The following is a 25,065-nucleotide window of genomic DNA, read 5'->3' as shown; positions in this document are numbered from 1 at the left end:
CCCTCCCGCGCACACTTCCCCACTCCCCCGCCTGCACCGCACCCGGAGGCAACGCACGTGACCACGACGATGCACAACTCGGCTCGCCGGCCCACCAATTGGGCGGGGAACGTGGTGTTCTCGGCGACCCGCACGCACCACCCCGAGTCCCTCGATGCGATACGCGCCCTCCTGGCGCACTCCGGCCGGGTCCGGGTACTCGGCTCGGGGCACTCGTTCAGCGACATCGCCGACACCGACGGCGCACTCCTGTCGCTCGATGCGCTGCCCGCCTCGATCGACGTCGACTCGGCCGCCGCCACGGTCCGCGTCGGCGGCGGTGTGCGCTACGCCGAACTGGCCGCCGCCGTCCACGCCGAGGGCCTGGCGCTGCCCAACATGGCCTCGCTGCCGCACATCTCGGTGGCCGGCTCGGTGGCCACCGGAACCCATGGCTCGGGCGACACCAACGGTTCGCTGGCCACCTCGGTACGAGGTCTCGAACTGCTCACCGCCGACGGCGAGTTGCACACCCTGGACCGGGAGCGGGACGGGGACCGCTTCGCCGGGTCCGTGGTGTCGCTGGGCGCGCTCGGCGTCGTCACCGCGCTCACCCTGGACCTGGTCCCGGCCTTCGAGGTACGGCAGGACGTGTTCACGGGACTGCCCCTGGACACGGTCGTCGAGCAGTTCGATGCGCTGACCTCGGCGGCGTACAGCGTGAGCCTGTTCACCGACTGGCGGGCTCCGCGCTTCACCCAGGCCTGGTTCAAGCAGCGGGTGTCCGGGGACGAACACCGCGCGCCGCACATCCCGTGGGCGACTCCGGCGGCACAGCCGATGCATCCGGTGGTGGGCATGCCTCCGGTGCACTGCACCGCGCAGGGCGGGGCAGTCGGGCCGTCACACGAACGAATGCCGCACTTCCGGGCCGAGTTCACCCCCAGCAACGGCGACGAGCTGCAGTCCGAGTACCTCCTCGACCGCCGCCACGCCGCCGATGCGCTACGGGCGGTGGCCGCCCTCGGCGCGGTGCTCGCGCCCGCCCTGCAGGTGTGCGAGGTACGGACCGTCGCGGCGGACGGGCTGTGGCTGAGTCCGGCGTACGGCCGGGACACGGTCGCCCTGCACTTCACCTGGACGTCGGACGCCGGCGCCGTACTGCCGGTGATCACACGGCTCGAGGCCGCACTCGAACCGTGGGCGCCGCGGCCCCACTGGGGCAAGCTCTTCACGCTCGGCGCGCCGGCTCTGCACGAGCGATTCGCCCGCCTCGACGACTTCGCCCGGCTCCGTACCGAGTACGACCCACAGCGCATCTTCGGCAACGCCTTCCTGCGGCGGATCCTCGGCGAAGGGCACACAGGCTGAGGCCGGCCTTGCAAAGTGGAACGGTGCTCCGTATCGTAAATGGAGCACCGTTCCGCTTCATGCTTCCTCCGCAGCCAAAGGACCGGCACACCATGCCCGAGTGGACTTCGACCGCCGACCGCCGACCGCCGACCGCCACCTCCACNTGGACTTCGACCGCCGACCGCCGACCGCCGACCGCCACCTCCACCCGTCCGCCCCGCCAGTGATCTCGGTCAGTCCCCTGACACTGTCCGTGCCCGGCCGCCCGCGGGTTCGTGATCCAGCCCAACCACCTCGGCGCCCCGAGGTTGAGCAATCTGGTCGGCCACCGCCCCGAAGCCCCGCTCTTCTGGCGCTCCCGCGCCGAGGACATGAGCGCCGTACTCGACCGGCTCGACGAGATCGAGCAGGCCGTACCGCAGCTCGCCGGACGGATGGACCGCACCGAGGTCGCGGTCGCCGGACACTCGCTCGGCGGCTTCACCGCCTCACTCCTCCTCGGCGCCCGGATCACCGACCCCGACACCGGCGAAGAAGTCCGCCTGCAGGAGTCCAGGATCACCCAGGGAGTGCTGCTGGCCGCCCCGGGCGGAGGCGGCGACACCTTCGACGGGTTCCGGGCCCACCAGGCGCCGATCCTGCGGACCTTGGACCTCACCACCATGGCCACCCCCGCCCTCGTCGTCGCCGGCGGCAAGGACGACTCCCAGCACTGGACGACCATGGGCCCAAACTGGCACGCCGACGCGTACCGCCTCGCCCCCGGCCCCAAGACCCTGCTGACGGTCCTGGGCGGCGAGCACCTCCTCGGCGCAGTGCAGGGCCACGACAGCATCGAGACGACCGACGGGAGCCCGGACCGCGTCGCGGCGATCGTCGAACTCACCGCGAGCTACCTCCGCACCGCGTTCACGCCCGACGACCGGGCCTGGCACACGGCACAGCAGGCACTCACCACCGGTCCCGGCGCGTTCGGCCGCATCGAAACCAAGCAGTCCGCACACCCCTCGACAAGGAGGACGAGTTCCGTGCCACATCGACAGCACCCCATCGGATCGGGCTTCACGGCCGCGTCCACCGCCGCCGACGTCCTCGCCGGCGCCGACCTGACCGGCACGTACGCGGTCGTCACCGGCGGCCATGCCGGAATCGGCCTGGAGGTGACCCGCGCACTGGCCGAGGCGGGCGCGTCCGTGACCGTGGGCGCACGCGACCCGGAGCGCGCCACGGCCGCGCTGACCGAGGCCGGTCTCGAAGCCGTCGCGGTCGACCGCCTCGACCTGCTCGACCCTGCATCCATCAGCGCCTTCGCCGACCACCGCCTGCAGACCGGCCGCCCGCTCCACGTCCTGGTCAACTGCGCCGCCGCACCGCCCCCGAAGCAGCTCCAACGGGACTCCCGCGGCTACGAGGTGCAGTTCGCGACCAACCATCTGGGCCACTTCCAGCTGACCCTCGCACTGCGCCCCGCGCTCCGCGCCGCCGGCGGTGCACGCGTCGTCAACGTCTCCTCCGGAGCGCAGCGCTTCTCCGACATCCGCTGGGACGACCCGCACTTCCAGCGCGACGAGTACCACCAGGGAGCGGCGTACGCCCAGTCCAAGGTGGCGAACGTGCTCTTCGCCGTGGCGCTGGACCATCGCTGGGCCGAGGAAGGGATTCGCGGGTACGCCGTGCACCCGGGCGTGATCGTCGGCACCGCTCTCAACAGCGCGGCAGGCCGGGACGCACTGCTCGCCGAGGGACTGATCGACGAGTCCGGCCGACCGGTCATCGATCCCGAGCGAGGCAAGAAGACACCCCGACAGGGCGCCGCCACCATCGTGTTCGCAGCGACCAGCCCGCTGCTGACCGGCATCGGCGGCGTCTACCTCAAGGACAACGACATCGCGCCGCTGGACGACGAGGTGAGGCCGGTGACCGCGCACAGCGCCCCCGCCGACGCCGCGTCGCACTCCATCGATCCCGAATCCGCCCAGCGCCTCTGGGAACTGAGTGAGGATCTGCTCAGGTCCTGAACTCCAGCCCTGCACCGGGCAGTTCAGTCGTGACCGGCGCCGTCCCCCGGCCCGCTGTGCAGGGCGCGGTGTTCCTCCGCTGTCGCCTTGGGTACCTGGCGGCCGGGTCCGTACAGGGCTCGGGACAGGCGGGCGCGCAGCAGTTGGGACCGGCGGAAGGTCCGCTCGACGCCGTTGCTGTCCACCCGTGGGCCCAGGTCCAGGGCCTGTGGCTGCTCATGTGCGGTGAGCTTGTGCGCCTGGGCCGGGGTGAGCGGGGTGTGCACCTCGATGTACTCGCCGTTCGGCAGCCGCTTGATCAGCCCCGACTCCAGTCCGTGCAGCGCCTTTTCGCGATCGCGGCGCTGCAGTCCGAGACAGATCCGGTGCGTGACGTAGAAGGCCACGACGGGCACCACGAAGAAACCGATACGGACGAACCAGGTGATGGCGTTGATCGACAGGTGCAGATGGGTGGCCCACAGGTCGTTGCCACCGCCGATCAGGAGCACCCCGTACAGACTCAGCCAGGCGACACCGAGACCGGTACGGACCGGTGCGTTGCGGGGCCGGTCGGCGATGTGGTGTTCGCGTCTGTCCCCGGTGATCCAGGCCTCGATGAACGGATAGGCCCCGATGGCCGCCAGGATCAGCGGGAACAGCGTGAACGGGATGAACACCCCGAGTTGGAGGGTGTGCCCGAGAGCGCTGATCTCCCAGCTGGGCATCACCCGGATCAACCCCTCGGAGAATCCGAGGTACCAGTCGGGTTGGGCCCCGGTGCCCACCAGATCCGCCCGATAGGGCCCGATCGCCCACACCGGGTTGATGGTCGCGACCGCCCCCATGACGGCGAGCACCCCGAAGACCAGGAAGAAGAACCCGCCGGCCTTGGCGATGTACACCGGCACGAAGGGCGCGCCCACCACATTCCGCTCGGTCCGTCCCGGGCCCGCGAACTGGGTGTGCTTGTGGTAGAAGACCAGGATCAGATGGGCCACCACCAGACCCAGCATGATCCCGGGCAACAGCAGTACGTGGACGGCGAAGAGTCTCGGGATGATGTCGGTGCCGGGGAACTCACCGCCGAAGAGGAAGAACGACACATAGGTGCCCACCACCGGGATGGACAGGATCGCACCCTGGGCGAAGCGGATGCCGGTCCCCGAGAGCAGGTCGTCGGGCAGTGAGTAGCCGGTGAGCCCGGTGATCAGGCCGAGGAAGAGCAGGGTCCAGCCGAACACCCAGTTCAGTTCGCGCGGCTTGCGGAAGGCGCCGGTGAAGAACACCCGCATCATGTGCACGAGCATCGCGGCGACGAAGACGAGCGCCGCCCAGTGATGGATCTGCCGGATCAGCAGTCCGCCGCGCACCTCGGTGCTGATGTCGACCGTCGATTCGAAGGCACGGGTCATCTGCACGCCCTGCAGCGGCTCGTACGGTCCGTGGTAGACGACCTCGGAGGCGCTCGGCTCGAAGAACAGGGTCAGATAGACGCCGGTGAGGATGAGGATCAGGAAGCTGTAGAGGCAGATCTCGCCGAACATGAACGACCAGTGATCCGGGAAGATCTTGCGCATATTGGCCTTGGCCATCGCATGCAGTCCGAGGCGGCCGTCGGCCCAGTCGGCCAGGCGCTCCCCGCGTCCCGGCGGTCCGGTGGTCGAGCGGTCGTCCCCGGTGCGTTCGGCCTTCCCGGTTCCACTCATGGGACCCCCTCCACGTATCAGCGTAATGTGCCGCCGCCTGCCTCCGACAGAAGGGGGACGAGTGGATCAGCGCCGTCCGTGACATCCGCACACTGCACAAGAACCCACACTGTCGGACACAGCTTCGTACGGAACCATTGACACCCCACCATCGGGCTGCATAGCGTCACGCCACCATTTCGAACGTGTGACGAAATTTCGAACGACCGAGGGGCAACTGCCGTGCGTCTCCAGGGGGTTCGGCCGCCGCGCGGCAGCCGCGGCCGCCGGCGTGAAGCTCGGCTCACCTCCACCCCGGCGCACCTGCCGCATCGCCGCATCCCCGTTCCGGAAGAGGACCGACCCATGTCCACCCGCACTACCGTCCCCCGCCCCGCCCGGGCCCGCCGGCTCGCGGTCGCGGCCACCACGGCCGCGCTGCTCGCCGCCTCGGTCACCGCCTGCGGCCAGGAGGCACGCGGCGGCAGCCGCTACCAGCCGGACGACGGCAAGGGCAGCACCATCGGCATCGCCATGCCCACCAAGTCGTCGGAGCGCTGGATCGCCGACGGCAAGAACATGGCCCAACAGTTCCAGAAGGCCGGCTACAAGACCGACCTGCAGTTCGGCGACGACAAGGTGGAGAACCAGGTCGCACAGATCGAGAACATGATCACCAAGGGTCGCAGTCTCCTGGTGGTCGCCGCGATCGACGGCAGCGCACTCACCGAGGTGATGCAGCGTGCCGCGGACGCCGGCATCCCGGTGATCTCCTACGACCGCCTCATCCTCGGCTCCGAACACGTCGACTACTACGCCTCGTTCGACAATGAGCGGGTCGGCGAACTGCAGGCGAACTACATCATCGACCAGCTGAAGCTCGGAAAGCCCGACGACGACTCCGACGACTCGTACAACATCGAGCTGTTCGCCGGCTCCCACGACGACAACAACACCCAGTTCTTCTGGAAGGGCGCGATGAAGGTCCTGCGCCCGTACTTCGACAGCGGTCAATTGGTCGTCCGCAGCAAGCAGACGAAGATGAGCCAGGCGACCACGCTGCGCTGGGACGGCGGCACCGCGCAGAAGCGGATGGACGACCTGATCAGCAAGAACTACGGCGACAAGAAGGTCCACGCGGTCCTCTCGCCGTACGACGGCATCTCGATCGGTGTCATCTCCGCGCTGAAGAGCGCCGGTTACACCAACAAGGACCTCCCGGTCGTCACCGGACAGGACGCGGAGCTGGCCTCCGTGAAGTCGATCATCCGCGGCGAGCAGACCCAGACCGTGTTCAAGGACACCCGCAAACTCGCCGCCCAGGCGGTGCAGATGGGTGACGCGGTACTCACGGACAAGAAGCCGCAGGTGAACAACACCAAGGACTACGACAACGGCAAGCGGGTCGTGCCGGCGTATCTGCTCAAGCCGGTGAGTGTCGACAAGAAGAACACCGATCTGCTCGTGAAAGAGGGCTACTTCACCGCGGGACAGCTCAAGTGAGCGCCGTGGAGGAGAGGGTGCCGACGACCCCGGGAAGCGGCCGTCCGGTGCTCGAGATGCGCGGCATCACCAAGACCTTCCCCGGCGTGAAGGCCCTCAGCGACGTCAGTCTGACGGTGCGTCCGGGCGAGATCCACGCGGTCTGCGGCGAGAACGGCGCCGGCAAGTCCACCCTGATGAAGGTGCTCAGCGGCGTGCATCCGCACGGCAGTTACGACGGCGAGATCCGCTTCGAGGACGAGCCGGTCGCCTTCAAGGACATCAGGGCCAGCGAACAGCGCGGCATCGTGATCATCCATCAGGAACTGGCGCTCGTCCCGTACTTGTCGATCGCCGAGAACATCTTCCTGGGCAACGAACAGACCACCGCGCGCGGTCTGGTCGACTGGAACGACACCCTGCGCAAGGCCGGCGAGCTGCTGCGCCGGGTCGGGCTGCCCGAGAAGCCCGGCACCGCGGTCGTCGACATCGCTGTCGGCAAGCAGCAACTGGTCGAGATCGCCAAGGCGTTGGCCAAGAAGGTCAAGCTACTCATCCTGGACGAGCCGACCGCCGCGCTCAACGACGAGGACAGCGCCAAGCTGCTCTCCCTGATCCGCGAACTCCGCGACCAGGGCATCGCGAGCATCATCATCTCCCACAAGCTGAACGAGATCCGCGACATCGCCGACTCGGTCACCATCCTCCGCGACGGCCGCAGCATCGAGACCCTGACGGTCCGTGAAACTCCCTCATCGGAACCGGAGTTGTCGGAGAAACGCATCATCCGCGGCATGGTCGGCCGCGATCTCGACCACCGGTTCCCCGACCGCACGCACTACGAGGGCGCCGACGCCGGCGAGATCGCTCTCGCGGTCGAGGGCTGGACGGTCCGCCATCCGATCGACCACCACCGCAAGGTCGTCGACGACGTGTCACTGACCGTACGGCGCGGTGAGATCGTCGGCATCGCGGGCCTGATGGGCGCGGGACGCACCGAGTTGGCCATGTCGGTCTTCGGCCGCTCCTACGGCCAGTACGTCTCCGGCACGGTCGCCGTCGCCGGCCGTACGGTCGACACCAGGAGCGTGCCGGCCGCGGTGGACGCGGGCATCGCGTACGTCACCGAGGACCGCAAGCGATACGGCCTGAATCTGATCGACAGCATCAAACGCAATGTCTCGCTGCCGTCGCTCCCCGGCATGCTGCGGCACGGTGTCGTCGACGAGCACCACGAGCGCCGGGTCGCCGAGCGCTACCGGCAGAGCATGAACATCAAGGCGCCCACGGTGTACGAGCAGGTGGGGCGGCTCTCCGGCGGCAACCAGCAGAAGGTCGTCCTGAGCAAGTGGATCCACGCCGACCCGGACGTCCTGATCCTCGACGAGCCGACCCGGGGCATCGACGTGGGCGCCAAGTTCGAGATCTACACCGTCATCGACCGGCTGGCGGCCGAGGGCAAGGCGGTGCTCTTCATCTCCTCCGAGCTCCCCGAACTGCTCGGGATGTGCGACCGGATCTACACGATGGCGGAGGGCCGGCTGACCGGTGAGGTCACCCGGGCCGAGGCCGACCAGGAAGTGCTGATGCGCCACATGACCATGAACCGAAGCTGAGGGCCTGCCATGACGACCACCAGTACTCCCCCGCGGGACGAGGCACCCGCCAAGTCCGCCGCGCAGTCGGCCGCTTCGCTGCTGCTGCAGAGCATGCGCAACAACATGCGCCAGTACGGCATGCTGATCGCCCTGGCGCTGATCGTCGTGCTGTTCCAGATATGGACCGACGGCACCCTCCTGCTGCCGAACAACGTCTCCAACCTGATCCAGCAGAACGGCTACATCCTCATCCTGGCCATCGGCATGATGATCGTCATCATCGCCGGGCACATCGATCTGTCCGTCGGCTCCCTGGTCGCCTTCGTGGGCGCCATGTCGGCGGTGATGATCGTCAACCACGATGTGCCCTGGGGCCTGGCACTCGTGCTGTGTCTGCTGATCGGCGCGGTCGCCGGCGCCTGGCAGGGCTTCTTCATCGCGTATGTGGGCATCCCGTCGTTCATCGTCACACTCGCCGGGATGCTGCTGTTCCGCGGTCTCACCCAGATCGTCCTCGAGGGCAAGTCCATCGCCCCGTTCCCCAACGGCTTCCAGAACATCGCCAAGGGCTTCATCCCCGAGATGGGTCCGTACACCCAGTACCACAACCCCACCCTGCTCCTCGGCCTGGCCACCATCGCCTTCCTGCTCGTGCGTGAATGGCGGGACCGCAAGCGGCAGTTGGCGTACGAGCTCGATGTACTGCCGACCGGTCTGTGGGTGACGAAGCTGGTCGCCATGACGGCCGCGGTGGTCGCCTTCACCCTCACCCTTGCGAGCTTCCACGGCGTGCCGGTCGTCATGCTCATCATGTGCGGCCTGCTGCTCGGCCTCGGCTATGTGATGCGCAACGCGGTCGTCGGCCGCCACATCTACGCCCTCGGCGGCAACTCCGCGGCGGCGAAGCTGTCCGGCGTGAAGGACCGGCGGGTCACGTTCCTGGTCTTCGTGAACATGGGCGTCCTCGCCGCACTCGCAGGATGCGTCTACGCGGCACGGCTCAACGCCGGCACCCCGCAGGCCGGCCTGAACTTCGAACTGGAGGCGATCGCCGCGGCGTTCATCGGCGGCGCCTCGATGAGCGGCGGCGTCGGCACGGTGATGGGCGCGGTCATCGGCGGCCTGGTCCTCGGCGTCCTCAACAACGGCATGTCCCTGGTCGGCATCGGCACGGACTACCAACAGGTCATCAAGGGCCTGGTCCTCCTCGCCGCAGTCGGCTTCGACATCTGGAACAAGCGACGGGTGGGGAGGTAGCGGCCCGACGTCGAGTTCTCTGTGCTCAGTTCGGCGGTGCGGCTCGCTGGAGCCGCACCGCCGACCCCTGGTCGGTCAACTCCTTGCGGCTGGCGTAAAGTTCAGCCGATCATCGGGCAGTCGTTCGCCGGCAATCGCCCGTACTCGGTGGGGGAAAGTCGATGACAGGAAAGTCCATGCAGCTCAAGCCCCGTTCTTCGGCCGGCTGGACCATGGCGGTCTTCGGCGTGCTTGCCACCACGATGGGGATCGTGGGGCTCATCGCACCCGATGCCCTCATCGAGTCCATGGGCTTCTCCGGAACACCCGACAGCGGGCGGCCGGACGGTGATCACACGCTGGTCTTCCTGACCGCCTCCTCCATGGCGGCCGTCAACATGGGCGTCTACTACATGCTCGCGGCGGCCGCCGACTGGACGCCCTTCTTCCGCTGGACCGTCCCCTTCCGCCTGCTCACGTTCACGGTCTTCACGCTGGCGGTCATCGGCGACCGGGCACCCGCGGGGCTCATCGGCGTGGGCCTGTGGGAGGGCGCGGGCGCCCTGGCGACGGCGATCGCACTGCGCGCGGACAAGCGCCGGACCACTACCCGGGCTTCGTGAACTCCTCGATCAGTACGGCGTATTCGAGGTCCGCGTGGCCGGCTGCGATCGCGCGGTCGGCCAGTGCCTTGATGAGCTTGGGCAGTTCGGCGTTGATGCCTGCCGTCTCGCTCTCCTCGATCAGGTGCTCCATCGCCCGTGTGTGGGTGCCCAGAGTCGACACCTCGGTCGCGAAGTCGCCCTTGTCGATCTGCTCCGCGTCGTACGGCAGCCAGCCCGCCACAGTGGCAGCCATCTGCTGCGCGAACGGCGCGAAGGTCGCCGCGTCCACTCCCGCCGTCCTGAGCAGGGCAATGCCCTGCAGCCAGGCGTTCAGGATGCTCCACATCATGGTCAGGCCGGCCGCGTCGTACAGGGACGCGAGGCCGTGGTCCACGCCGAGGTGGGTGACCGTGCCGAGCGCGGCGAGGGTCGGCTCGTACTCCTGAAAGTCCGCCTCCGGGCCGCTGTGCAGGATGACCGCCGCGTCGGTCCCGATCGCCGGAGGTACGGCCATGACGGCGCCGTCCAGGTAGCGGGCACCGCGCTCCGTGGCCCAGCGGGCGGTCTCCCTGGCCTGTGCGGAGTCGCCCGAGGTGAGGTTGACCAGCATCGCGCCGGCCAGATCCACTTCGCTCCCGCCCAGCAGTTCCCGCACGGCCGCGTAGTCGGTGAGACAGACGACGATCGGGCCGCCGGCCTTGACCGCGTCACCCACCGTCGGCGCCAACTGCGCACCCTGCGAGACGACGTGATCCGCCTTACCGGCCGTACGGTTCCACACGGTGGTCGCATGCCCGGCCTTCAGGAACGCCGGGGCGAGCGCCTGGCCCATCAGTCCGAGGCCGATGACGGTCACGGGACTATCGGTCTTGTGCGTGTTGTTCGTCATGGCAGCAGCATCAACGTTGATATCGGTGTGAAGGTCAAGTGAGGTGCCATGCGGATCGGGGAACTGGCTCGCCGGACGGGCGTCCACGCCCACCAGTTGCGCTACTACGAGGCCCAGGGCCTCCTGGACGCGGAGCGGGGCACCAACGGCTACCGCCAGTACGACGAGGACGCCCTGCTGCGGGTGAAGCAGATCCGGCACCTCCTGGGCGCGGGCCTGTCCTCCGAGGAGATCGCGTACGTATTGCCCTGCGCGGTCGGCGAGAACCCGAAGCTGGCCGGGTGTCCCGAACTGCTCGATGCGATGCGGACGCGGCTGCAGCGCCTGGACGACCAGTTGACCAAGCTGTCCCGCTCCCGGGACGCCCTCGCCGACTACATCGACACGGCCGACCGCTCGGGCGGCGACGGCTACCCGCCCTTCGACGAGGCGTGCGCACAGTCCGTCCCCGCCTGACCGACCCCGGGCGCCGGGTTCAGCGCCTGCGAGCGGCCGGGGCGGTGGCTCACGCCACGCCTTCCTCGATCAGGCGGTCGATGTCGGCTCCGTCCAGGCCGACTTCGGCAAGGATCGTGCGGGTGTGTTCGCCGAGTGCCGGGACGGGGTCCATCCGGGGCACGTCCGTGATCGGGCCGGGCGGGGCCAGTGCCGGGACGGGCCCCGCCGGGGTGGCGACCTGGTGCCAGCGGTCGCGGGACGCCAACTGCGGGTGGTGCCATACGTCTTCGGGGGTGTTCACGTGGGCGTTGGCCACCGGGACCGCCTCCAGGAGGTCGATCGCCTCGGCGGCAGTCAGTTCGGCGAAGCGTGCGGAGACGATCCGGCCGAGTGGCTCGCGGTTGGCGTTGCGGTCCGCGTTCCTTGCGTAGTCCGGGTGGTTCGCCAGGTCGGGGCGGCCGAGGAAGCGGTCGCAGAAGGCCGCCCACTCCCGTTCGTTCTGGACGCACATCATGACGACCTTGCCGTCCGCCGCGACGAACGGTCCGTACGGGTGGATGGTGGCGTGCGCGGCGCCCGCACGCGGTGGCGGCTCGGCCCCGTCGTAGGCGTAGTAGAGCGGGAAGCCCATCCACTCCACCGTGGCCTCCAGCATCGACACGTCCAGGCGGCTGCCCCGGCCGGTGCGGCCGCGTTCGATGAGGGCGGCGAGGATCGCGCTGTGGGCGTGGCTCCCGGCCGCGATGTCGGCTACCGGGATGCCGGCCTTCGCCATCTCGTCGGGCGTCCCGGTCACGGACAGCAGCCCCGCCTCGCTCTGCACCATCAGGTCGTACGCCTTCTTGGTCGCGTACGGTCCCGCGTCGCCGTAGCCGGAGATGTCGCAGACGATCAGGCGGGGGTTGAGGGACTGCAGGGCCTCGAAGCCGAGTCCCGCGCGGGCGGCCGAGCCCGGCGCCAGATTCTGTACGAACACGTCGGCGCCGGCGAGCAGGCGGAGCAGGACGTCCAGGCCGCGCGGGTCCTTGATGTCGAGGGTGAGCGATTCCTTGCTGCGGTTCGCCCAGACGAAATGGGAGCTCAGACCGTTGACCCGCGAGTCGTAGGCACGGGCGAAGTCACCGGTTCCGGGGCGCTCCACCTTGATGACCCTGGCGCCGAGGTCGGCGAGCCGGCGGGTGGCGTAGGGGGCGGCGATGGCCTGCTCGAGCGAGACGACGGTGAGACCGCGGAGGGGTTCCATGCGGGTGCATTCCACTTTCGACGGGCGGACGAGAACCGGACGCGGGCCCGGCGGCCCCTCCCATGATCCCGGAGGCCGGACGGCCGGGACCGGCGGGTATCGGGTGCCGGCCACGCGCCCACCGGCGGCCGCGTAAGCTACGGGTCGTGGCCGGCCCGGGGATGGGGCCGGGAAGTGATGAGGGGTTGGTTGTCATGGTCGCTGGTCGCGTGGTGCGGTTCGACGGAGCCCGGGGGTACGGGTTCATCGCTCCGGACGACGGCAGCGAGGACGTATTCCTGCATGTGAACGATCTGCTGATTCCGGAGCACCAGCTGCACCCGGGTCTGATCGTCGAATTCGACATCGAGGAGGGCGATCGCGGACTCAAGGCCTCGTCCGTGAAACTGGCCGCGGGCAGCCGCGCTCCGGCGCATGTCTCGGCCGCACAGCCGAAGATCCCTGGAGCCCTGACGTACCCCGGCTCCTCCAGGGCCGCGGACGGCGACGACTCGCTCTGCGACGTACTCACCTCCGACGAGTACGTGCACGAGGTGACCGAGGTGCTCCTCGCGACGGCTCCGGCGCTGACGGGCGACCAGATCGTCAAGATCCGCCAAGGACTGCTGCAGTTCGCCAAGAACCACGGGTGGACCGAGGACTGAATAGGTCGCGTCCCGGCCCCCGGGCCGGGACGCCGCTCCGGAACAGCAGAAGACCCCAGCCGCACGGCTGGGGTCTTCTTGTGGTGTCCGAGGGGGGACTTGAACCCCCACGCCCGATAAAGGGCACTAGCACCTCAAGCTAGCGCGTCTGCCATTCCGCCACCCGGACCAGGTGCCTGTCGGCCCGCGGGTCTCCCCGCGGCGACATGGACAACAATACCAAGGTTTCGGAGTGCCCTTCACCCGCATATCCGCTGGCCTGCGGGGTGCTGGGCGGGAGGTGCCCGGGCACCGGCAGGGTCATGACCGCCGGTGCACGGGCGGACACGTACAGGTGACAACTCCCGGTCAGGGCATGAGGTGGCGGTCGGGGAAGTTCCCGGGCAGGCGCTCGTCCCGAGGCCCCTGGGTGACCGCCCGCACGAGGAGCTCACCGCCGACGAAGGCACCCCGCCAGGAGGCTCCGAAGCCGCCGAACTGCTCTGCCCGGTCACCGCGGGAGCGCGGCACGCCGTGGCCGGTCTTGAACGCCCGGATCTGTGGTGCGAGCCGGGCGTACGTCGCCGGGTCGTCCGTACTGAGTGTGGCGACGAGCGCGCCGTTCGAGGCGTTCATGGCGGCGAGCAGCTCGGCCTCGGTGTCGACCAGGACGATCGTGTCGACCGGGCCGAACGGTTCGGCATGGTGCAGCGGGGAGGACGGCGGCGGGTTGAGCAGGGTGACCGGAGGCAGGTAGGCACCGGTGTCCTGGCCCGGCAGGAAGCGGCCGTCCGCGAGTGATCCGCGGTGCAGCGGCACCGCGCCACGGTCCACGGCCTCGGCGACCTGGTCGGCGAGCTCCTTGGCCTTGGCCGCGTTGATCAGCGGGCCGAGGTCCAGTGCGGGGAGTGGATCGTCGGGGGCGGCCACGGCCAGCGGGTGGCCGATGCGCAGGCTCCGCACGGCGGGCAGGTACACGGCGAGGAACGCGTCGAACAGCTCGCGCTGCACGACGAAGCGCGGGTACGCGGTGCAGCGCTGCTTGCCGTAGTCGAAGAGCTTGGGGAGCGCGGTGGCGAGCGGGGAGAGGTCGGAGCAGTTCCAGATGCCCCAGGTGTTGAGGCCCTCCTGTTCCAGGATGTGGCGTTTGCCGAGGTCGGCGACCGCGGTGGCCACGGCGGCTCCGGTGTCGCGGCCGCCGACGAAGGAGACGCAGCCGATCTCCGGTGCTCGCACCAGGGCCTCGGACAGTTCACCGCCGCTGCCGCTGACCAGGGTGACGGGGATGCCCTCGCGGGCGGCGAGTGCCGCGGCGAGGGTGAGGCAGGACAGGCCGCCGTCGGTCGGCGTCTTGGCGACGACCGCATTGCCGGCCAGGGCCTGTACGAGGAGGGCGTGGACCAGGACGGACATCGGGTAGTTCCAGCTGGCGACGTTCGACACCGGGCCGTCGAGCGGCCGGCGGTCGGTGAGCATCGGCTCGATGCCGTCGACGTACCAGCGCACACCGTCGATGGCCCGGTCCACGTCGGCCTGGGCGAGGCGCCAGGGCTTGCCGATCTCCCAGACGAGGAGGAGGGCGAGCAGCTCGCGGTGCTCGGTGAGGCGGTCGACGGTGGCGGCGACCCGTGCCCGGCGTTCGGCGAGGGGCAGGTGCCGCCAGGCGCGGTGCTGGTCGAGTGCGGCGCGCACGGCCTGCCGGGCGGTGTCCGCGTCGAGACGCGGTGGGCCGGCGATGGGGGTGCCGTCCAGCGGGCTGGTGGCGGGCAGGGCGCGGCCGTCGGTGTGCCACTCGCCGGCCCAGAGGTTGCGCACCCGGTCGTCCAGGAAGGCCTCCGGGGCGACGGACCGGCAGCGCTGCCAGGCGTCGGACCAGGCAGTGCCGGGCTTGAGGTGCAGGGTTGCCGGGGTGGTCGGTTCGTCGGTGGTCGGTTCTTCGGTGGACGGTTCGTCGCTGGTGGGAACCTGGGTTGCTGCCATCGAGGGTTCTCCGCTCGCTGGGAGGTCGCGGGGTGGGCGTGCAGGGCCGTCGTGATCAGCGGGTGAGGTGTGCGCGGACCAGTCGGGCCGTTTCCGTGGGCGTGGAGCCGACGCGTACGCCCACTGCCTCGAGCGCCTGCTGTTTGGCGCGGGCGGTGCCGGACGATCCGGAGACGATCGCACCGGCATGGCCCATGGTCTTGCCCTCGGGTGCGGTGAAGCCGGCGATGTAGCCGACGACCGGTTTGGTCACGTGATCGCGGATGTACTCCGCGGCGCGCTCCTCCGCGTCGCCGCCGATCTCGCCGATGAGGACGACGAGTTCGGTGTCGGGGTCGTCCTCGAAGGCCTCAAGGCAGTCGATGTGGCTGGTGCCGATCACCGGGTCGCCGCCGATGCCGACGGCGCTGGTGAAGCCGAACTCGCTGAGCTCGTACATGAGTTGGTACGTGAGTGTGCCGGACTTGGAGACCAGGCCGATGGGCCCCGGTCCGGTGATGTCGGCGGGCACGATGCCGGCATTGGACTGCCCGGGGGTGATCAGTCCGGGGCAGTTGGGGCCGACGACACGGGTGCCGCGGCGGCGTGCGTGGGACTGGAAGGCGACCGCGTCGTGCACGGGCACCCCTTCGGTGATCACGACGACCAGGCCGATGCCGGCGTCGGCCGCCTCGGTCACCGCGGCCTTGCAGAAGGCGGGCGGTACGAAGACGACGCTGACGTCGGCGCCGGTGGCGTCGATGCCCTCGCGGACGGTGCCGAAGACGGGGACCGTCGCGCCGGCGGACTCGCCCGCACCCGAGAGCCCCGACAGGTCGAAGTCGATGGCGCGGCCCGCCTTGCGCGGGTTGACTCCGCCCACGACCTGGGTGCCCGCCGCGAGCATCCGGCGGGTGTGCTTCATGCCTTCCGCGCCGGTCATGCCCTGGACGAGAACCCTGCTCTCCTTGGTCAGAAAGATGGCCATCTCTGCTGTCCTCTCCTGGCCGGCTCCGTGGCCGGCCGGTCAGCCGGTGAGGGCGAGTTCGGCGGCACGGCGGGCGGCGCCGTCCATGGTCGGGACCTGTTCGACGAGGGGGTGTCCTGCGGCCTCGAGGATCTCCCGGCCGCGCGTCGCGCTGTTGCCGTCCAGGCGGACGACCAGGGGTTTGGTGAGACGCACCGCGCCGAGCGCCTGGACGATGCCTTCGGCGACGGCGTCGCAGGCGGTGATCCCGCCGAATACGTTGACGAAGACGGACTCGACACCGGGGTCGGAGAGGATGACGGACAGGCCGTCGGCCATCACCTGCGCGGAGGCCCCGCCGCCGATGTCGAGAAAGTTGGCCGGCCGGGCGCCGCAGCCCGCGACGACGTCGAGAGTGGACATGACGAGGCCTGCGCCGTTCCCGATGACGCCCACCCGGCCGTCGAGTTTCACGTAGTTGAGGCCCTTGGCTGCCGCGGTCCGCTCCAGTTCGCTGTCCCGTACGGTGTCTCCCTCGCCCCAACGGGACTGGCGGAAGCGGGCGTTGTCGTCCAGGGTGACCTTGCCGTCGAGGGCCACCACCGATCCGTCGGTGGTCCGCACCAGCGGGTTGACCTCGACGAGTACGGCGTCCTCCTTGACCAGTACCGCCCAGAGACGCTCGAGTACGGGCCCGACCTCGGCCGGCAGTCCGGCGGCCGCGGCGATACGGGACGCCTCGGCGGCGGTCACCCCGCGGTCCGGGTCGACGGGGACGCGCGCCACTGCCTCGGGCCGTTCGGCGGCGACTTCCTCGATGTCCATGCCACCGGCGGCGGAGGCGATGGCGAGGAATCCGCCGGTGGCCCGGTCGAGCACGTAACTGACGTAGTACTCCTCGGCGATGTCGACCGGCCGGGCCAGCATCACCTGGCGGACCGTGTGGCCCTTGATGTCCATGCCGAGGATCTGGCGGGCTGTCAGTTCGGCCGCCTCGGGTCCCGCGGCCAGCTTCACTCCGCCCGCCTTGCCGCGCCCACCGGTCTTCACCTGGGCCTTGACCACGACCGGACCGCCGAATCGCTCGGCGATCAGGCGCGCCTCCTTGGACGTGCCGGCGACCTCGGCCTCCGGTACCGACACCCCGTATTCGTCGAAGAGTTCCCTTGCCTGGTGTTCATACAGGTCCATCTCGGCTCCTCACTGAAAAGTGCCGCACGCCCCCTGGACACCACCCACCGGATGCGGGATAACAAGCTTCATACAGTATTCGTCGACTGTATGCAATCTGCTGCGAGAGCAGTCAGGGAGCGCCGGATCCCAGCGCGGACGCGCTCCAACTCCCCTACGAAGGGACGGGACTTCGTCATGCCCGAGGACACCAGCGGGACCAACACCGACCTCATCTCCGGTGGGCACCTGGTCGCCAAGGCACTCAAGGCCGAGGGGGTGGAGGTCATCTACACCCTGTGCGGCGGGCACATCATCGACATCTACGACGGGTGCGTGGACGAGGGCATCGAAGTCGTCGACGTACGTCACGAGCAGGTCGCCGCGCACGCCGCGGACGGCTATGCACGCCTCACCGGCAAGCCCGGCTGCGCGGTGGTCACGGCCGGGCCCGGCACGACGGACGCGGTCACCGGAGTGGCCAACGCCTTCCGCGCCGAGTCACCGATGCTGCTGATCGGCGGTCAGGGCGCCCACACCCAGCACAAGATGGGCTCTCTGCAGGATCTGCCGCACGTCGACATGATGACGCCGATCACCAAGTTCGCCGCGACCGTGCCGGACACCGCGCGGTCGGCCGACATGGTGTCCATGGCCTTCCGCGAGTGCTACCACGGCGCGCCCGGGCCGTCGTTCCTGGAGATCCCGCGCGATGTGCTGGACGCGAAGGTGCCCGCCGACCGTGCCCGAGTGCCCGAACCCGGGCACTACCGGGCCTCGACCCGCTCGGCCGGCGACCCGGAGGCCGTCGAGAAGCTCGCCGATCTCCTGGCGCACGCCGAGAAGCCGGCCATCCTGCTCGGCAGCCAGGTCTGGACGACCCGCGGCACCGAGTCCGCCGTGGACCTGGTGCGCCGGCTGAACATCCCCGCCTATATGAACGGCGCCGGACGCGGCACGCTCCCGCCGGGAGACCCGCACCATTTCCAGCTCTCCCGCCGCTACGCCTTCTCCAACGCGGACGTCATCGTGATCGTCGGCACCCCCTTCGACTTCCGGATGGGCTACGGCAAGCGGCTCTCACCGGACGCCACCGTGGTCCAGATCGACCTCGACTACCGGACCGTCGGCAAGAACCGGGACATCGACCTGGGCATCGTCGGCGACGCCGGGCTGATCCTGAAGTCCGTGTCCGATGCGGTCACCGGGCGCCTCAACGGCGGCGCCGCCAAGCGCAAGGAGTGGCTCGACGAGCTGCGGGCCGCCGAGCAGACCGCCCTGGAGAAGCGCCTGCCGAACCTCCGCTCCGACGCCTCCCCCATCCACCCGTACCGGCTGGTCAGTGAGATCAACGACTTCCTCACCGAGGACTCCATCTACATCGGCGACGGCGGTGACATCGTCACCTTCTCCGGACAGGTGGTGCAGCCCAAGTCCCCCGGGCACTGGATGGACCCGGGACCGCTCGGCACCCTCGGCGTCGGCGTCCCCTTCGTCCTGGCGGCCAAGCAGGCGCGCCCGGACAAGGAGGTGGTGGCCCTCTTCGGCGACGGCGCCTTCTCGCTCACCGGCTGGGACTTCGAGACCCTCGTCCGCTACGACCTCCCCTTCGTCGGCATCGTCGGCAACAACTCCTCCATGAATCAGATCCGTTACGGCCAGAAGGCCAAGTACGGGGACGCGCGCGAACGGGTCGGCAACACGCTCGGCGACGTCCACTACGACAAGTTCGCCCAGATGCTGGGCGGTTACGGCGAGGAGGTCCGCGACCCCGCCGACATCGGCCCTGCGCTGCGCCGTGCCCGCGAGTCCGGCAAGCCCTCCCTGATCAACGTCTGGGTCGACCCGGACGCGTACGCCCCCGGAACCATGAACCAGACCATGTACAAGTGAGGAGTCGCCGGGATGACTGCACAGCCCGACCAGACCGCACCTCCCTCCGGTACCAAGGCACTCGAGGGCGTGCGCGTCCTCGACATGACCCACGTCCAGTCCGGTCCATCGGCCACCCAGCTGCTCGGCTGGCTCGGTGCCGACGTGGTGAAGCTCGAGGCCCCGAGCGGCGACATCACGCGCAAACAGCTCCGCGATCTGCCGGACGTGGACTCCCTCTACTTCACGATGCTCAACTGCAACAAGCGGAGCATCACCCTCAACACCAAGACCGACCGCGGCAAGGAGATCCTCACCGAGCTGATCCGGCGCTCGGACGTCATGGTCGAGAACTTCGGCCCCGGTGCGGTGGACCGCATGGGCTTCACCTGGGAGCGCATCCAGGAGATCAATCCGCGTATCGTCTATGCCTCCATCAAAGGGTTCGGTGACGGCCCGTACACCAACTTCAAGGCGTACGAGGTGGTGGCCCAGGCCATGGGCGGGTCCATGTCGACCACCGGATTCGAGGACGGGCCGCCACTGGCCACCGGTGCGCAGATCGGGGACTCCGGCACCGGCATCCATGCCGTGGCGGGGATTCTCGCGGCGCTGTATCAGCGGGAGAACACCGGTCGCGGTCAGCGGGTCAATGTGGCCATGCAGCACGCTGTGCTCAACCTCTGCCGGGTGAAGCTGCGCGATCAGCAGCGCCTGGCTCATGGCCCGCTCGCTGAATATCCGAACGAGGACTTCGGCACGGAAGTTCCCCGTTCCGGAAACGCGTCCGGCGGCGGTCAGCCCGGCTGGGCCGTCAAGTGCGCGCCGGGCGGCCCGAACGACTACGTGTACGTGATCGTGCAGCCCGTCGGCTGGCAGCCGCTCACCTCGCTGATCGGCCGGCCCGAGCTCGCGGACGACCCGGAATGGTCCACTCCGTCGGCCCGCCTGCCCAAGCTGAGCAAGATGTTCCAGCTGATCGAGGAGTGGTCGTCGACCCTGCCGAAGTGGGAGGTCCTCGAGCAGCTCAACGCGCACAACATCCCCTGCGGCCCGATCCTCTCCACCAAGGAGATCGTCGAGGACGCCTCGCTCGCCGCGAACGAGATGGTGGTGCGCGTCCCGCACCCGGAGCGCGGCGAGTTCACCACGGTCGGTTCCCCGCTCAAGCTCTCCGACTCCCCCGTGGACGTGTCCACCTCACCGCTGCTCGGCGAGCACAACGAAGAGGTGTACGTCGGCGAACTCGGGCTCGGCGACGAGGAACTCGGCCTGCTCAAGTCGAACGGAGTGATCTGACGTGATGGCCGAGGACCGCACACTGCGCGTGCGCAGCCTGCTCGACACGGTCCGTGCGGACGGGCGCACCGCCCTGACCGCGCCGGAGGGCAAGGTACTCGCGGACGCCTACGGAATCGCCGTCCCGGGTGAGGAACTCGCCCGGGACGTGGACCAGGCGGTGGCCCACGCCGCCCGTTTCGGCGGACCCGTGGTGCTCAAGATCGTGTCGCCGGACATCCTGCACAAGACGGATGCGGGCGGGGTGGTCGTAGGAGTGGAGGGCTCCGCGGACGTACGAGCCGCGTTCCACCGCATCGTCGACAACGCCCGTGCCTACGCACCCGAGGCCCGAATCGACGGCGTACAGGTGCAGGAACTGCTGCCCAAGGGCCAGGAGGTCATCGTCGGCGCGGTGACGGACCCGACGTTCGGGAAGGTCGTCGCCTTCGGGCTCGGCGGTGTCCTGGTGGAGGTGCTGCGGGACGTGACGTTCCGCCTGGCCCCGGTGGACGCCGACGAGGCCCGCTCGATGCTCGACTCGATCCGCTCGGCGGAGATCCTGCGCGGTGTGCGCGGCGCGCCCGCCGTGGACCACTGGGCGCTCGCCGAACAGATCCGCCGGGTCTCGGAGTTGGTCACCGACTTCCCGGAGATCGCCGAGGTGGATCTCAATCCGGTCGTCGCCACGCCGGACGGCGCGGTCGCCGCCGACATCCGCGTGATCCTCTCCACGGAGCCCGCCAGACAGCGTCGCACCTACGGCCGCGAAGAGATCCTCGCCTCGATGCGACGGCTGATGCAGCCTCGCTCGGTGGCGGTGATCGGCGCCTCCAACGAGGGGGGCAAGATAGGCAATTCGGTCATGCGCAACCTGGTCGACGGCGGCTTCTCCGGCGACATCCATCCGGTGAACCCCAAGGCCGATGACATCTTGGGCCGCAAGGCGCACAAGAGTGTCACGGACGTCCCGGGCGAGGTGGATGTGGCGGTCTTCGCGATACCCGCCAAGTTCGTCGCGGCCGCGCTCGAAGAGGTGGGCCGCAAGGGCATCCCGAACGCCGTACTGATCCCCTCCGGTTTCGCCGAGACGGGCGAGCACGAACTGCAGGGCGAGATCGTGGAGATCGCCGAACGCCACGGCGTACGGCTCCTCGGGCCCAACATCTACGGCTACTACTCGACCTGGCAGGACCTGTGCGCGACGTTCTGCACACCGTACGACGTGAAGGGTCCTGTCGCGCTGACCTCGCAGTCCGGCGGCATCGGGATGGCCATCCTGGGCTTCGCGCGGGCCACCAACACGGGTGTCTCGGCGATCGTCGGTCTCGGCAACAAGTCGGACCTGGACGAGGACGATCTGCTCACCTGGTTCGGCGAGGATCCCAACACGCAGTGCATCGCGATGCATCTGGAGGACCTCAAGGACGGCCGTGTATTCGTCGAGGCGGCCCGTGAGACGGTGCCCAAGAAGCCCGTCGTCGTCCTCAAGGCCGGTCGTACGGCGGCCGGCGCCAAAGCCGCCGGTTCCCACACAGGAGCGTTGGCCGGTGACGACGCGGTCTACGACGACATCCTGCGCCAGGCCGGCGTGATCCGGGCCCCGGGCCTGAACGAAATGCTGGAGTACGCGCGCGCGTTGCCGGTGCTTCCGGCGCCACAGGGCGACAACGTGGTGATCATCACCGGCGCGGGCGGCTCCGGTGTGCTCCTCTCGGACGCGGTGACCGACAACGGTCTCTCCCTGATGGAGATCCCGCCCGATCTGGACGCCTCCTTCAAGGCCTTCATCCCGCCGTTCGGCGCCGCCGGCAACCCGGTGGACATCACGGGCGGGGAGCCCCCGTCGACGTACGAGGCGACGATCCGGCTGGGCCTCGAGGACCCGCGGATCCATGCCCTGGTCCTCGGCTACTGGCACACGATCGTCACGCCTCCCATGGTCTTCGCCGAGCTCACCGCGCGCGTGGTGGCCGAATTCCGGGAGCGCGGCATCGAGAAGCCGGTGGTCGCGTCGCTCGCGGGGGACGTGGAGGTCGAGGAGGCCTGCGCGTATCTCTTCGAGCGGGGCGTGGTGGCGTACCCGTACACCACGGAGAAGCCCGTCGCGGTGCTCGGCGCCAAGTACCGCTGGGCGCGGGCCGCCGGACTGTTGGGAGGCGGCCGATGACCTGACGGAGCCCGACCCGAGGGGCCTGCGGTGACCGCTCGCCGCGGGCCCCGGTGCGAAGAGAACGGACAGGGGGCGCTGGCCAGACTTCTTCCACGCGAGGGGTTCGATCTGCATGGCGACAACTGACATCTCCACACCCGTCCCCTACAGGGAGGTGACGGACGCCAACGGCCGGATGTACCGGATCGGTGAGACCGATGTCGACATCATGGGCCGCAAGCGCAAGTGGATGGTCATCCTGCCCTGGGTGGGCATGATGGGCATCAGTTCGGCGGAGTACGCGTTCGCGTCCGCCGAGGACACCCTGCACACCGCGCACAGCTGGAGCAGCCAGCACATCTTCTGGATGCTGGGTGTCTGGGTGTTCTTCCAGGCCGCCGTCGCGTTTCCGGCGGGCAAGCTCAGGGAAACGGGCCGGTTGCCGGCCCGCTGGGCGATGATGTTCGGTGCTGTGGGCACCCTGCTCGGCTATGTGTCGCTGGCCTACGCGCCGCATGTGATCGTCGCGTATCTCGGCTTCGGCATGTTCAGCGGGATGGGCGCCGGCATGGTGTACGCGACCTGCGTCAACATGGTTGGCAAGTGGTATCCGGAGCGCAAGGGCGGCAAGACGGGCTTCGTGAACGGCGGTTTCGCCTACGGTTCGGTGCCGTTCGTGTTCATCTTCACCGGCTTCATGGACCTGACCAACTTCCGTTGGGTGCTCGTCTCGGTCGGTGTGTTCCTGGCGGCCGTGGTGGCGGTGGCCGGCTACTTCTTCCAGGACCCGCCGAAGAACTGGTGGCCCCCGGAGGTCGACCCGCTGAAGAAGCCCGACGACCCGCGGGCACGGCGGGCGCTGGAGAAGAACCCGCCCGCGGTCAGGCAGTACACCCCGATGGAGGCCTGGAGGACGGGCCGCGTCGCCCTGATGTGGTTCTGTCTGCTGTGCACCTCGGGCGTCAACATCTTCGGTATCGCCTTCCAGGTGCCGTTCGGTGACGAGGCCGGCTTCGCGGGCGGGATCGTCGCCACGGCGATGTCGCTGAAGGCCATCGTGAACGGTACGGGCCGCGGTGTGATCGGCTGGCTCTCCGACCGCTACGGCCGCAAGGAATGCCTCATCTTCGTCTGCATCGTGCTGGGCCTGGCGCAGTACGGCATTCTCTGGTCCGGGAACATCAACAACCTGCCGCTGTTCCTGATCTTCTCCAGCATCTCCGGATTCGGTGGCGGCGCCATCTTCCCGATGTTCGCAGCGATGACCGCGGACTACTTCGGTGAGAACAACAACGCCTCCAACTACGGCCTGGTGTACAGCTCCAAGCTGGTGTCCGGACTGCTCGGTTCCGGCATGGGCGCCGTGGTCGTGGGTGCCTGGGACTATGCGGGAGCCTTCATCCTCGCAGGTTCGATCTCGCTCTTCGCCGGCTTCGTGGCGCTCTTCCTGTATCCCCCGGGACGACCGCGCAAGGGCGGCATCACGCCGAATCCCCGGCCCATCAGCCGGGACGCCATGTGAGATTTCGTCCCCCACACAGGACCGTCCGGGCCGGTGCGGCCCGGACGGTCCTGTGTGGGACGGGTGGCTGCCGCCGTTCGCCGGCTAGCAGTCCTTCTCGCGCAGCTTGTGCAGGTGGTCGCTCGACTTGCGGGCGAACTCGAAGGAATCGACCGGGTTGTCGTGCTCGGTCTGCCAGTGGTGGTAGCGCCGGCCGTGGTGGGTACGGCGGGTGACCTCGGAGATGAACGTGCGGTAGTCGATGTCGCCGTCGCCGACGTCGCACATGCGGTAGCCGTCCTGCTGCGACTCGTCGTGCTCGCCGTCCTTGACGTGGAACAGCGGATAGCGGTGCGGTTGCTTCAGGACGTACGAGAGCGGGTCGAGCGGATCGGGTGTGCCGTCCGCCCGCACGGAGAAGCGGAACTGCCCGGCGAACGCCCAGTAGATGTCCATCTCCAGGTAGACGAGCTCCGGGTCGGTCTCGGCGAGCAGCACGTCGTAGAGCCGTACGTCGGGCTGGTCCGAGGCGAAGGAGAACTCCTCGGCGTGGTTGTGCTGGTAGAACTTCATGCCGCGCTTCTTGGCCTCGGCGCCATAGGTGTTGAACTCCTCGGCGCAGCGCTTCCAGCCGTCGACGGTGTCGCCGTAGCGCCAGGGTCCCGATGCGGTGCCGATGTGCTTGAGGCCGAGAGTCTCGGCGTCGTCGAGCACCTGGGTGAGGTTGTCGGCGAAGGTGTAGTCGCCGGGGTTGTCGGAGTAGTAGTTGACGTGGCTTCCGATGGGGTTCAGGCCATGGTCGGCGGCCAGATTCCTCAACTGGTCGAGGGTGATGTCCCCGCCGGTCTCCTGGGTGTAGCCGGCGAACTCGATCTCGTCGTAGCCGAACCGCTCCAACTCGGCGAAGACCGGGGCGAATCCCAGGGCGGCGACCTGGTCGCGCAGGCTGTAGAGCTGGATGCCGAGGCGGCCGGGCGGCAGGACGGGGCGGCCACGGCCGTGCCCGCGGCCCGCCGGGGCCGCTGCGGGGGTCTG

The 25,065-nt window shown here is 69.1% G+C and carries 19 protein-coding genes, 1 tRNA gene and 1 pseudogene; 13 read left to right on the top strand and 8 right to left on the bottom strand.

From position 1 onward, the window contains the following. Positions 1–69: 69 nt before the first annotated feature. From DY218_RS03915 to DY218_RS03905, 3 genes and pseudogenes are all read left to right on the top strand, one after another. Positions 70–1,350 carry an FAD-binding protein gene (locus DY218_RS03915; protein ID WP_128554506.1) on the top strand — a complete coding sequence of 427 codons (1,281 nt, stop codon included), beginning with the start codon at positions 70–72 and terminating at the stop codon, positions 1,348–1,350. Positions 1,351–1,592: 242 nt separating this feature from the next. Next, positions 1,593–2,324: pseudogene (locus tag DY218_RS34805) on the top strand (alpha/beta hydrolase family protein); the annotation flags it as partial. A 36-nt stretch (positions 2,325–2,360) separates the two neighbouring features. Further along, a complete protein-coding gene (locus DY218_RS03905) occupies positions 2,361–3,350 on the top strand; it encodes an SDR family NAD(P)-dependent oxidoreductase (RefSeq protein WP_128554505.1) in 990 nt (329 codons plus the stop codon). Between the two features lie 23 nt (positions 3,351–3,373). Here DY218_RS03905 and qcrB read toward each other — a convergent pair whose 3' ends face one another. Next, complete coding sequence (gene qcrB / locus DY218_RS03900; protein ID WP_128554475.1) at positions 3,374–5,038, bottom strand: cytochrome bc1 complex cytochrome b subunit; 1,665 nt, start codon at positions 5,036–5,038, stop codon at positions 3,374–3,376. 345 nt (positions 5,039–5,383) lie between these two features. Between qcrB and chvE the strand changes: the two genes are divergently transcribed. The 4 genes from chvE (at position 5,384) to DY218_RS03880 (ending at position 9,956) form a co-directional block, all read left to right on the top strand. Then, positions 5,384–6,520, top strand: a complete 1,137-nt coding sequence (chvE, locus tag DY218_RS03895; RefSeq protein ID WP_128554474.1) for a multiple monosaccharide ABC transporter substrate-binding protein — start codon at positions 5,384–5,386, stop codon at positions 6,518–6,520. Beyond that, positions 6,517–8,115, top strand: coding sequence for a multiple monosaccharide ABC transporter ATP-binding protein (gene mmsA / locus DY218_RS03890; protein WP_456341166.1), 1,599 nt, complete (start codon positions 6,517–6,519; stop codon positions 8,113–8,115). The genes chvE and mmsA overlap by 4 nt, the downstream gene beginning before the upstream one ends. 9 nt (positions 8,116–8,124) lie before the next feature. Further along, complete coding sequence (mmsB, locus tag DY218_RS03885) at positions 8,125–9,354, top strand: multiple monosaccharide ABC transporter permease (RefSeq protein ID WP_199566622.1); 1,230 nt, start codon at positions 8,125–8,127, stop codon at positions 9,352–9,354. Positions 9,355–9,530: 176 nt separating this feature from the next. Further along, positions 9,531–9,956: a hypothetical protein gene (locus DY218_RS03880; RefSeq protein WP_128554473.1), complete on the top strand. Its 426-nt coding sequence runs from the start codon at positions 9,531–9,533 to the stop codon at positions 9,954–9,956. Here the strand turns inward: DY218_RS03880 and DY218_RS03875 are convergent. Then, complete coding sequence (locus DY218_RS03875; protein ID WP_128554472.1) at positions 9,940–10,827, bottom strand: NAD(P)-dependent oxidoreductase; 888 nt, start codon at positions 10,825–10,827, stop codon at positions 9,940–9,942. The two genes, DY218_RS03880 and DY218_RS03875, sit on opposite strands and share 17 nt — an antisense overlap. A 48-nt stretch (positions 10,828–10,875) precedes the next feature. Between DY218_RS03875 and DY218_RS03870 the strand changes: the two genes are divergently transcribed. After that, entirely contained in the window at positions 10,876–11,283 is a 408-nt protein-coding gene (locus DY218_RS03870; RefSeq protein WP_128554471.1) for a MerR family transcriptional regulator, read from the top strand. A 49-nt stretch (positions 11,284–11,332) separates the two neighbouring features. Here DY218_RS03870 and DY218_RS03865 read toward each other — a convergent pair whose 3' ends face one another. Then, positions 11,333–12,508, bottom strand: coding sequence for a CaiB/BaiF CoA transferase family protein (locus DY218_RS03865; protein ID WP_128554470.1), 1,176 nt, complete (start codon positions 12,506–12,508; stop codon positions 11,333–11,335). A gap of 194 nt (positions 12,509–12,702) precedes the next feature. Between DY218_RS03865 and DY218_RS03860 the strand changes: the two genes are divergently transcribed. Then, positions 12,703–13,152 carry a cold-shock protein gene (locus tag DY218_RS03860; protein WP_128554469.1) on the top strand — a complete coding sequence of 150 codons (450 nt, stop codon included), beginning with the start codon at positions 12,703–12,705 and terminating at the stop codon, positions 13,150–13,152. An 81-nt stretch (positions 13,153–13,233) separates the two neighbouring features. On the opposite strand, the gene DY218_RS03855 is transcribed toward DY218_RS03860, so the two are convergent. The 4 genes from DY218_RS03855 to sucC form a co-directional block, all read right to left on the bottom strand. Then, positions 13,234–13,321 (bottom strand) — tRNA-Leu (locus DY218_RS03855). 179 nt (positions 13,322–13,500) lie between these two features. Next, positions 13,501–15,111 carry an aldehyde dehydrogenase family protein gene (locus DY218_RS03850; RefSeq protein WP_128554468.1) on the bottom strand — a complete coding sequence of 537 codons (1,611 nt, stop codon included), beginning with the start codon at positions 15,109–15,111 and terminating at the stop codon, positions 13,501–13,503. A 55-nt stretch (positions 15,112–15,166) separates the two neighbouring features. Continuing rightward, on the bottom strand, positions 15,167–16,078 hold the full coding sequence (gene sucD / locus DY218_RS03845) for a succinate--CoA ligase subunit alpha (RefSeq protein WP_128554467.1): 912 nt from the start codon (positions 16,076–16,078) through the stop codon (positions 15,167–15,169). Positions 16,079–16,117: 39 nt separating this feature from the next. Further along, positions 16,118–17,248, bottom strand: coding sequence for an ADP-forming succinate--CoA ligase subunit beta (gene sucC / locus DY218_RS03840; protein WP_128554466.1), 1,131 nt, complete (start codon positions 17,246–17,248; stop codon positions 16,118–16,120). A gap of 177 nt (positions 17,249–17,425) precedes the next feature. Here sucC and DY218_RS03835 point away from each other — a divergent pair, with 177 nt between their 5' ends. The 4 genes from DY218_RS03835 to DY218_RS03820 all read left to right on the top strand — a co-directional run bounded on the left by DY218_RS03835 (position 17,426) and on the right by DY218_RS03820 (position 24,051). Next, a complete protein-coding gene (locus DY218_RS03835) occupies positions 17,426–19,120 on the top strand; it encodes a thiamine pyrophosphate-binding protein (RefSeq protein WP_128554465.1) in 1,695 nt (564 codons plus the stop codon). A 12-nt stretch (positions 19,121–19,132) separates the two neighbouring features. Beyond that, positions 19,133–20,398, top strand: coding sequence for a formyl-CoA transferase (frc, locus tag DY218_RS03830; RefSeq protein WP_128554464.1), 1,266 nt, complete (start codon positions 19,133–19,135; stop codon positions 20,396–20,398). Between the two features lie 4 nt (positions 20,399–20,402). Further along, positions 20,403–22,547, top strand: a complete 2,145-nt coding sequence (locus DY218_RS03825) for an acetate--CoA ligase family protein (protein ID WP_128554463.1) — start codon at positions 20,403–20,405, stop codon at positions 22,545–22,547. Between the two features lie 115 nt (positions 22,548–22,662). Further along, complete coding sequence (locus DY218_RS03820) at positions 22,663–24,051, top strand: OFA family MFS transporter (RefSeq protein WP_128554462.1); 1,389 nt, start codon at positions 22,663–22,665, stop codon at positions 24,049–24,051. A gap of 84 nt (positions 24,052–24,135) precedes the next feature. Here DY218_RS03820 and DY218_RS03815 read toward each other — a convergent pair. Next, on the bottom strand, positions 24,136–25,065 hold a 930-nt coding region (locus DY218_RS03815; RefSeq protein WP_147336119.1), incomplete at its 5' end, for a sugar phosphate isomerase/epimerase family protein.

The sequence above is a fragment of the Streptomyces triticagri genome (genome assembly GCF_003429565.1).
GTDB lineage: Bacteria > Actinomycetota > Actinomycetes > Streptomycetales > Streptomycetaceae > Streptomyces > Streptomyces triticagri.
Note: the sequence above shows the minus strand (reverse complement) of the source record. Positions and strands in the feature narration are given on the sequence as shown.

What these genes read in the sequence shown, in the direction of transcription:
- DY218_RS03915 (WP_128554506.1), top strand. Translation starts at nt 70, where the DNA reads ATGCACAACTCGGCTCGCCGGCCCACCAATTGGGCGGGGAACGTGGTG.
- DY218_RS03875 (WP_128554472.1), bottom strand. Translation starts at nt 10,827, where the DNA reads ATGACGAACAACACGCACAAGACCGATAGTCCCGTGACCGTCATCGGC.
- DY218_RS03850 (WP_128554468.1), bottom strand. Translation starts at nt 15,111, where the DNA reads ATGGCAGCAACCCAGGTTCCCACCAGCGACGAACCGTCCACCGAAGAA.
- DY218_RS03865 (WP_128554470.1), bottom strand. Translation starts at nt 12,508, where the DNA reads ATGGAACCCCTCCGCGGTCTCACCGTCGTCTCGCTCGAGCAGGCCATC.
- sucD (WP_128554467.1), bottom strand. Translation starts at nt 16,078, where the DNA reads ATGGCCATCTTTCTGACCAAGGAGAGCAGGGTTCTCGTCCAGGGCATG.
- DY218_RS03870 (WP_128554471.1), top strand. Translation starts at nt 10,876, where the DNA reads ATGCGGATCGGGGAACTGGCTCGCCGGACGGGCGTCCACGCCCACCAG.
- frc (WP_128554464.1), top strand. Translation starts at nt 19,133, where the DNA reads ATGACTGCACAGCCCGACCAGACCGCACCTCCCTCCGGTACCAAGGCA.
- DY218_RS03880 (WP_128554473.1), top strand. Translation starts at nt 9,531, where the DNA reads ATGCAGCTCAAGCCCCGTTCTTCGGCCGGCTGGACCATGGCGGTCTTC.
- qcrB (WP_128554475.1), bottom strand. Translation starts at nt 5,038, where the DNA reads ATGAGTGGAACCGGGAAGGCCGAACGCACCGGGGACGACCGCTCGACC.
- DY218_RS03820 (WP_128554462.1), top strand. Translation starts at nt 22,663, where the DNA reads ATGGCGACAACTGACATCTCCACACCCGTCCCCTACAGGGAGGTGACG.
- sucC (WP_128554466.1), bottom strand. Translation starts at nt 17,248, where the DNA reads ATGGACCTGTATGAACACCAGGCAAGGGAACTCTTCGACGAATACGGG.
- DY218_RS03835 (WP_128554465.1), top strand. Translation starts at nt 17,426, where the DNA reads ATGCCCGAGGACACCAGCGGGACCAACACCGACCTCATCTCCGGTGGG.
- mmsB (WP_199566622.1), top strand. Translation starts at nt 8,125, where the DNA reads ATGACGACCACCAGTACTCCCCCGCGGGACGAGGCACCCGCCAAGTCC.
- DY218_RS03860 (WP_128554469.1), top strand. Translation starts at nt 12,703, where the DNA reads ATGGTCGCTGGTCGCGTGGTGCGGTTCGACGGAGCCCGGGGGTACGGG.
- chvE (WP_128554474.1), top strand. Translation starts at nt 5,384, where the DNA reads ATGTCCACCCGCACTACCGTCCCCCGCCCCGCCCGGGCCCGCCGGCTC.
- DY218_RS03825 (WP_128554463.1), top strand. Translation starts at nt 20,403, where the DNA reads ATGGCCGAGGACCGCACACTGCGCGTGCGCAGCCTGCTCGACACGGTC.